Annotated in this window: 5 protein-coding genes; 2 read left to right on the forward strand and 3 right to left on the reverse strand. The window is 66.5% G+C overall.

The annotated features are described in order from the left end of the window. Window positions 1-5: 5 nt before the first annotated feature. Entirely contained in the window at window positions 6-1,730 is a 1,725-nt protein-coding gene (locus ABD169_RS01685) for a glycerol-3-phosphate dehydrogenase/oxidase (RefSeq protein ID WP_344028511.1), read from the reverse strand. Window positions 1,731-1,834: 104 nt separating this feature from the next. Here ABD169_RS01685 and ABD169_RS01690 point away from each other — a divergent pair, with 104 nt between their 5' ends. Both ABD169_RS01690 and ABD169_RS01695 read left to right on the forward strand, forming a co-directional pair. Beyond that, a complete protein-coding gene (locus tag ABD169_RS01690) occupies window positions 1,835-2,818 on the forward strand; it encodes a sugar-binding transcriptional regulator (protein ID WP_344028514.1) in 984 nt (327 codons plus the stop codon). A gap of 79 nt (window positions 2,819-2,897) precedes the next feature. Then, the gene (locus ABD169_RS01695) at window positions 2,898-3,638 is read left to right on the forward strand and encodes a VIT1/CCC1 transporter family protein (protein WP_344028517.1); all 741 of its coding nucleotides are present in this window, start codon (window positions 2,898-2,900) and stop codon (window positions 3,636-3,638) included. Window positions 3,639-3,887: 249 nt separating this feature from the next. Here the strand turns inward: ABD169_RS01695 and ABD169_RS01700 are convergent, their stop codons facing one another. Beyond that, window positions 3,888-5,936, reverse strand: coding sequence for a hypothetical protein (locus ABD169_RS01700; protein ID WP_344028520.1), 2,049 nt, complete (start codon window positions 5,934-5,936; stop codon window positions 3,888-3,890). A 300-nt stretch (window positions 5,937-6,236) separates the two neighbouring features. Continuing rightward, window positions 6,237-7,414: cell wall-binding repeat-containing protein (locus tag ABD169_RS01705; RefSeq protein ID WP_344028523.1), on the reverse strand; the 1,178-nt coding region annotated here is incomplete at its 5' end.

Raw genomic sequence — 7,414 nt, forward strand, 5'->3', positions numbered from 1 at the left:
GCTGCTCAGCCGCCGATGAACGCGCCTCCCTTCTCGGGGTCGATGCGGTGCGCGGTGCGCAGCAGTTCGATAGTGCGGGCGACTTCGCTCGCGGTCCGATCCTCGTCCCAGCCGAGCGCCGGCGCGATGGCCTCGGCCGCGGCGCGGATGCGCTCGGCGGTCACGCCGCCGACGAACGCGATCGACGTGCGGCGCAGGAGCAGGTCGTCGAGGTGCACGATCTGCTCGGTCCCCGCGAGGTGGGCGAGCTCGGACGCCGTGTAGCCCGGGATCCGCGACAGCTCCGGCTCGTGCTCGGGCGCGACGGCGAGCACCTCGTCGGCGCGGGTGCCGTAGCGGTCGAGCAGCTGCTCGACGCGATCCCGGCCGTGCCCGTCGGCCCGCGCGGCCACCCAGGTGGTGCGCGCCGCCGGGGTCCGCGGGAAGTCGTCTCCGCCGCCGATGGGGAGCGTCTCGGTGTGCACGGTGCGGCGCTGGTGCAGGATCTCCAGCGCATCGTCGGCGAGGTGCGCGGCGAGCGCGCGGAAGGTGGTCCACTTGCCGCCGACGAGACTCAGCAGAGGCACCCCTGCGCGCTCGGACGCGACGATGCGGTAGTCGCGCGACACGAAGCCGGGAGCGGTGTCGTCGTGGCGCGGGAGCGGACGGATGCCCGAGAAGGTGTAGACGATGTGCGAGCGATCGACCTCGATCTTCGGGAAGACGTGCGAGATCAGGTCGAAGAAGTAGTCGACCTCGTCAGGCGTGCACACCACGGGCTTCGCCGGATCCGCCTCGATGTCGGTCGTGCCCACGAGCACCCGATCCTTGAGCGGGTAGATGAGGACGATGCGGCCGTCGGAGTGCTCGAAGAAGATCTCACGCCCGCCCGTCGCCGCGAGGAGCTCGGGGTGGTCGAGGACCACGTGGGACCCCTTCGTACCGCCCATGAAGCGGGTGCCCTCGCCCAGCGCGGCGTTGGTGAGGTCGGTCCACGGGCCGCTGGTGTTGATGATCAGCTTGGCGGTGAAGTCGAACTCCTCGCCGCCGTTCGCCTCGTCGCGCAGCCGCACTGCGCCGTCCGAGAAGCCCACGGCGGGCAGGTAGTTCGCGGCGCGCGCACGGTCGCCGCCGGCCACGATCCCGTCGTGCAGCACGTCGAGGGCGAGCCGCTCGGGATCGTGCATCGAAGCGTCGAAGTAGGTCGCCGTGTACGAGAGGTCGTCGTTCAACTGCGGCAGCTCCGACAGCGATCGCCGGCGCCCGAGGAAGCGGTGCCGGGGCACCTGGCCGCCGTCGCGCGAGAAGGTGTCGTAGAGGGTGAGACCCATCTTGATCAGCGCGGCGCCGCGCTCGCGGGGCTTGCCGCGGCCGTGCGTGACGAGCAGGCGGAACGGCGCGGAGAGGATCCCCGAGAAGGTCGAGAAGATCGGGATCGTCGTCTCGAGGGGACGGACGTAGTGCGGGGCGGTGCGCAGCAGGCGGTTGCGCTCGGTGACCGCCTCCTTCACCAGCCGGAACTCGCCGTTCTCGAGGTAGCGGATCCCGCCGTGCACCATGTGGCTCGACGCGGAGGAGGCTCCGGAGACGAAATCGCCGCGCTCCACCAGTGCCACATCGACGCCCTGCAGCGCCAGCTCGCGGAAGGTGGCGATGCCGTTGATGCCTCCGCCGATGATCAGCACATCGGCGCTCGGGCGCTCGCGCAGAGCTTCGACGGCGGGGCGAGCGGGCGACGGGCGATCGTTCATTGGGTCCAGACCTTTCGAGATTCACGCACAGCCTGATCCAGCACTGAACGGGCTTGCAAGCGATCTGCACATATGTGCAGAATGGGTCGACTCGAAGGAGCACGGTGGCAGATCCGGCGAACGCAACGAAGGCGCGGGAGGCGCTGCGCGCGGCGCAGCTGTACTACCTGCAGAACCACACGATGGAGGCGATCTCGCAGGAGATGCGGGTCTCCCGGTCCTCCATCTCGCGGCTGCTGAGCTACGCCCGCGACACCGGACTCGTCGAGATCCGCGTCCACTCCCCGCAGGAGGCGCGCTCCCGGCTCGAGCAGCAGCTCTCCGAACGGTTCGGGATCACCGCGCACGTCGCGCCGGCCCCCGCCCGCGCCTCCGAGAGCGCTCGGCTCGACCGCACCGCCCGCACCGCCGCCCACCTCGTCGCCGCAGCCGTCGACGACCGATCCACCATCGGCGTCGCCTGGGGCGCCACCACGACCGCCGTCGCCCGGCACCTCCCCGCAAAGCCCGTGCACGAGACCCGCGTGGTGCAGCTGAACGGCGCCGCGAACCTCCACACCTCCGGCCTCGCATACTCCGCGGGCCTCCTCGGCGGATTCGGCGACGCCTTCTCGGCCACCGTCTACCAGTTCACCGTCCCCGCGATCTTCGACGACCCCGAGACGCGGCGAGCGCTGTGGCGCGAACGCTCCATCAGCCGGGTGCTCAAGCTCCAGGCATCCGCCAACCTGTTCGTGTTCAGCCTCGGTTCGCGCCTCGGCGACCGCCGCTCCCATATCTACTCGGGCAACTACCTGGAGCGCGAGGATCTGAAGGAGCTCGCGCACGCCGGCGTGGTCGGCGACTGCGCCACCCAGTTCTTCCGCGAGGACGGCAGCACCGACGGGATCCCCCTGAACGAACGATCGAGCGGCCCCTCGTTCGACGTCGTGCGCCGGATCCCCCGCCGCATCTGCGTCGTCTCGGGAGCCGCCAAGCTGCAGAGCCTGCGCGGCGCCCTCGCGGCCGGGATCATCACCGAACTCGTGGTCGACGAGGAGCTCGCGTGGCTCGCGCTCGAGAGCGAGCGGGGCGGGGCGGCGGGCTAGCGGGAGCAGTGCCTCGGTGCCCGGTATGCACAGCCTTGCCTTGCTTGTGGGGCTTCCTGAGCGGGAGCATCATGGAGCCATGACCGACGAGACGTCCGATATCGAAGCCGCGATCAACCACCTGCACGAGGCGCACCACGACGAGCGTCTGGGCCAGCGCCTCAACTGGTTGCGCGCGGGCGTGCTCGGCGCGAACGACGGGATCGTCTCGGTCGCGGGCGTCGTCGTCGGCGTCGCCGCGGCCACCCCCGGCAACGTCCCCGCGATCGCGACCGCCGGCATCGCCGCGCTCGTGGCCGGCGCCTTCTCCATGGCCGGCGGCGAGTACGTCTCGGTGAGCACCCAGCGCGACACCGAGAAGGCGATGGTCGCGAAGGAGATCCAGGAGCTCGAGGAGCAGCCCGCGGCGGAGCTCGCCGAGCTCACCGGCCTCTACCGGAAGCGCGGGCTGTCGGCCGGCCTCGCCCGGCAGGTCGCCGAGGAGCTCACCGCGCACAACGCGCTCGCCGCGCACGCCGAGGTCGAGCTGGGCATCGATCCCGACGAGCTCACGAACCCGTGGCACGCCGCCCTGTCGTCGTTCGTCGCCTTCACCATCGGCGCGCTCATCCCGCTCGCGATGATCCTGCTCCCCGTCGGAGCCCCCGTCATCATGACCGCCGCGTCGGTCGTGGTGGGCCTGTTCCTGACGGGCCTCATCAGCGCCCGCCTCGGCAAGGCGCCCATCTGGCCGGCGATCCTGCGCAACGTGATCATGGGCTCGGCGACCATGGCCGCCACCTACCTCATCGGGATCCTGTTCGGCGTGGCGATCGCCTGATCGTGGGCGCGGCTCGTGCGCGAGCGGACCGCCGCAAGCACCCGAAAACACAGCAGGCCCCGGATCATCCGATCCGGGGCCTGCTGTTTCTTACTCGTGGGGTGCCTCACGGAATCCGACAGGCTTTACCCCGCCTGGGCTGCCCGGCGCCACCAAACGCACCATTCCAGGTTTAGACGTTCGGCTTTCCAGCGCATGGACCGCATGTCTGCGCCTGCCTTCGGCTCAGCTCGTCAAGTGCCACAGAACCTAGTTCACAGTCTCAGCGCTTTGAGAAGGAACCAGGCCTACGGGGCGGCGGCGCCAACAGAACACGATTCCGAGGAGCAGAAGGAGTTCTATGGCAGCGGTGGGCATGAGTCCCGGCATCCAAGCGTCAACCCATGGTCTTCCAATCTGGTCCAGAATCCCGAGCGCTGAACCGGCCCAGACCAGAGCAAAGAACAACAGCGCGCGCACGCCCCGCACCTGCGCCGCCGCGAAGCTCACCGCAAGAAACGAGAGGACCGCAACGCTCATCAGGCGAGTACCGGCCGACCCTAAACCTTGAACCAATGCACCTGTCTGGTCGGCCTCGCCATGGGCGACGAGCAGCTGGCCGTAGAGGGTCAAGCTGAAGGCGGAGAGCGCGCTGAGGAGTCCTGCGAATGCGCCGACCATAACAGCCCAGGTCGGTCGTCTACGCGGCGGCAAGAATTTGAACTCCTTCACTATTGACGCTTCGACGAAACGCGTCACGATTCTGCGCGCAGAGCCGAACCACCAGAACGCTGCAACACAAGCCACGACACCCGCGACGATGAGCCCGATCTTCAGGTACGAGGTTGCGAGACCGAACAGTGAGGCCCCGAGAGCCACCGGCAGCGCAACTGCTGGAACGATCAGAGCCATCTGGATGCCAAATCGCAGGCGATAAGTGCGATCCGTCAGGTCCCGCAGTGCATGCTCGGCTTCCTGAAGGTTCGCGAATGCGGCCCTGGAACGATCCGATCCCGTCAGCCACCGTGCCGCCTCGAACCTGAAAATCGACAGTCGAGAAAAGTAAGCGGACATGAAGTGGTCCGCGAGGGGTTGTCGTAGGCTCGGCACGACTCGGAAGTTCGCTGAGCTCGGCACCTCTGGGATCGACATGCTTCCCACCAGGTCGCTGGGAGACGCGAGTTCTTCCCATTCGACTCTGCTGGGAAGCGCCAGCAGAGTCGGGTTGGTGCTGCGCGCCTTCGCTCCGATCGTCAGACCGCAGGCGACGAACACGATCCCGGCGAGGAAGAACGGCACTGAGGACCAGTCCGTCGGAATAATGTCATTCATCGCAAGCTCTGGGAGCTCTCCCAGCATGAAGATGTCGGGCCTGGCAATGATTAGCAACTGGGCGCCCACTGTTTGGCGCCAGCCATCGCTGCTGAGCAGCCCTCCCGGTTCGGAAGCGACCCACGTCCCGATCATCACCAGGGCCCCGCCAATGAGGTTCAACCAGCCGCTGACCGTCCAACGCCATTCCCGGTAGATGGAGATGAGGCGGATGGGCCGCATCCCAGATGCCAGGCCGGTGTACTTCGTCACGTTCGACCATCGATTCCGATGGGGGCCGGTGAGAAGTCGGTGCGCAAGATACCCGCCCTGGGAGTGCCCCACGATCCATATTTCGTCGCATTGGGCCGCAAGATGATCAATACTGCCGACCAGACGATCCTCGATGAGTGCGAGGGTCTCCGTTTCGAGTCCCGCTACGCGAAGATGCTCGAGGACGTCCCACCGGCCGCGCAGCAGGAACCAGCTTGCGATGGCCAAAGCTCCAAGGACTGCCAGAGTCGCCAGAAGGCCGAGCCACTTCACTCCAGCAATTGCGAGCAGTACGACAGCGATCATCGTGATGCAGCGCCACAGAGTCGGCCATGCTCGCCGCGCGAACGCCCACTCGTCCCTGAAGGAGAACAGGCTTTTCCAACTCTTCTTCTGGGGTTCGGAGAAGAGTGCGCTCTCGTGCGCGCGAGGCGCGAGCGCCGCAGAGAACAAGAACGGGAGGACAGGAATACCGAACCAGACCCGTTGCAGGAAGGAACGAAGCTTCTTCCCGCGCCTCTGACGGATGAGATCGGCCCAGTACCCCTCTGCGACGAGAACCGGGCGGCTCGACCCAATGAACAGCTCGGTGGCGGCGGGGACATCCGATGCTGGCGGAGTGTCTTCGGACCTCGTCGTCACTCCGACCTCTGCAAGGGTCTCCGCAAGGCGCCGGGCAACTAGGTCTGTGGTGGCACCACGTGTTTGGTTGCCGACGCCGTGGATCACGATCATTCCGGCTCGATACGGCTTCGGTGGTGCCGTCGGAGGCCTTCTGGCTGAAGTAGCCGCCTTCTTCTGGGAACCCAATGCTCCTACTTTCTTCTCCTGGTTGCCCCCAAGCCGACGCTAGCGGTGGAGGGTTTCAAACACCAAAGCGGGCGCTCTTCCTGATTGCTCAAAGGAAAAGCACCCGCTTTGGTAAACAGCCATCAACTTGGCCGGTCGCGCCCGCCACAACGCGGGGCCGGCATGGCTCGTGGCCGAAATGGTGACCACCAAGCCATGCCGACCCCGCAACGCGGCACTAGCGAATTAGCAGGACGGGCGACTGTTCAGCACGCGGTCCGAGATCACTCCCTTGCCACCAAGCACGTACCCGAACTTCGGCTTGATCGTGCCGTTGAGCGCCTTGTACACCGGGTCGGGGACGCAGTTGTTGCGCACCAGGAGCATCGGGCCAGCGGCGTCCTTACCCGCGACTGCAGAAGCAGTCAGCGCGTCCGCGAAGTTTGCACCAGTTGCCAGGTACACCTTTCCGCCGGCCGTGTGCCACTTCTTCGCAATCTGCGCAGAGGTCGCGTATCGATCCGCTCCACCGTAGCGGGCCGTCTTGGCGATCTTGCCGAGCTGCGTCGCAGCTCCAGCCGAGACCACACCAGTGCCGCCAGCCACGTTGATCTGAGCAGGCTTCAGCCCCTCGAGCACCTTTCGGACATCAGCACGCAGGCCCGAGGACTTCCCGTCGACTAGAAGGACCGGAGCCTTCGCGCCACCTGCAGCAGCACCAGCGGACAGCGCATCGGGGAAGTCCCATGCGGTTGCGACGAACACCTCGCCCGATCCTTCCGGCCAGCCGGCCTTCACGATCGTGTTCGACGTTTCGAAACGGTCAGCACCGCCCAGACGGACGACCTTGATGCCCATCTTCTGGATCTGACCAGCCACACCAGCAGACACTGCACCAGTGCCTCCTGCGATGTACACAGTCTCAACCTTCAGGCGGGAAAGTTCCGCCTTCGTCTGAGGAGTGAGCACCATGGTCTGGGTGAGCAGCAGCGGAGCATCCTTCTTTGCAGCGAACGGCGCAGCCGCCAGCGCATCAGGCGCGGTATCGAAACGAGCGATCACGGCGTTCTTGCTGCCCTTGGGGAAGTGCTCCTTCGAGATCGCGACTGCGGTCTCAAAGCGGTTCGCACCGCCCAAACGCTTCCAGGTGTCCTTGATCTCTTCCTTTCCGTGAACCGTGATCACGGTCTTGCCGGACGTGTTGCCTGCAGCGTCAGCTGCGGTGACCGAGAGCGCTGCTCCCTGCTTCTGTGGCTTCGTCAGTCCAATGGTGAACGATCCATCTACGTTAGCGGTGCCCTGACCAATGACGTTGCCGTCCTTGTCCTTGACAACAACCTCAGCACCAGGCTCGGTCTTACCCGAAACCTCGGAACCGTTCGACGGATCAACCGTCGGCGCAGCCGGCGCAACCGCGTCAACCA

Origin of the sequence: Leucobacter iarius (genome assembly GCF_039530105.1) — a bacterium.
Classification (GTDB): domain Bacteria; phylum Actinomycetota; class Actinomycetes; order Actinomycetales; family Microbacteriaceae; genus Leucobacter; species Leucobacter iarius.

Excerpts from the sequence above, each read along its gene's own strand:
- ABD169_RS01700 (WP_344028520.1), bottom strand. The coding sequence starts at position 5,936 with ATGATCGTGATCCACGGCGTCGGCAACCAAACACGTGGTGCCACCACA.
- ABD169_RS01685 (WP_344028511.1), bottom strand. The coding sequence starts at position 1,730 with ATGAACGATCGCCCGTCGCCCGCTCGCCCCGCCGTCGAAGCTCTGCGC.
- ABD169_RS01695 (WP_344028517.1), top strand. The coding sequence starts at position 2,898 with ATGACCGACGAGACGTCCGATATCGAAGCCGCGATCAACCACCTGCAC.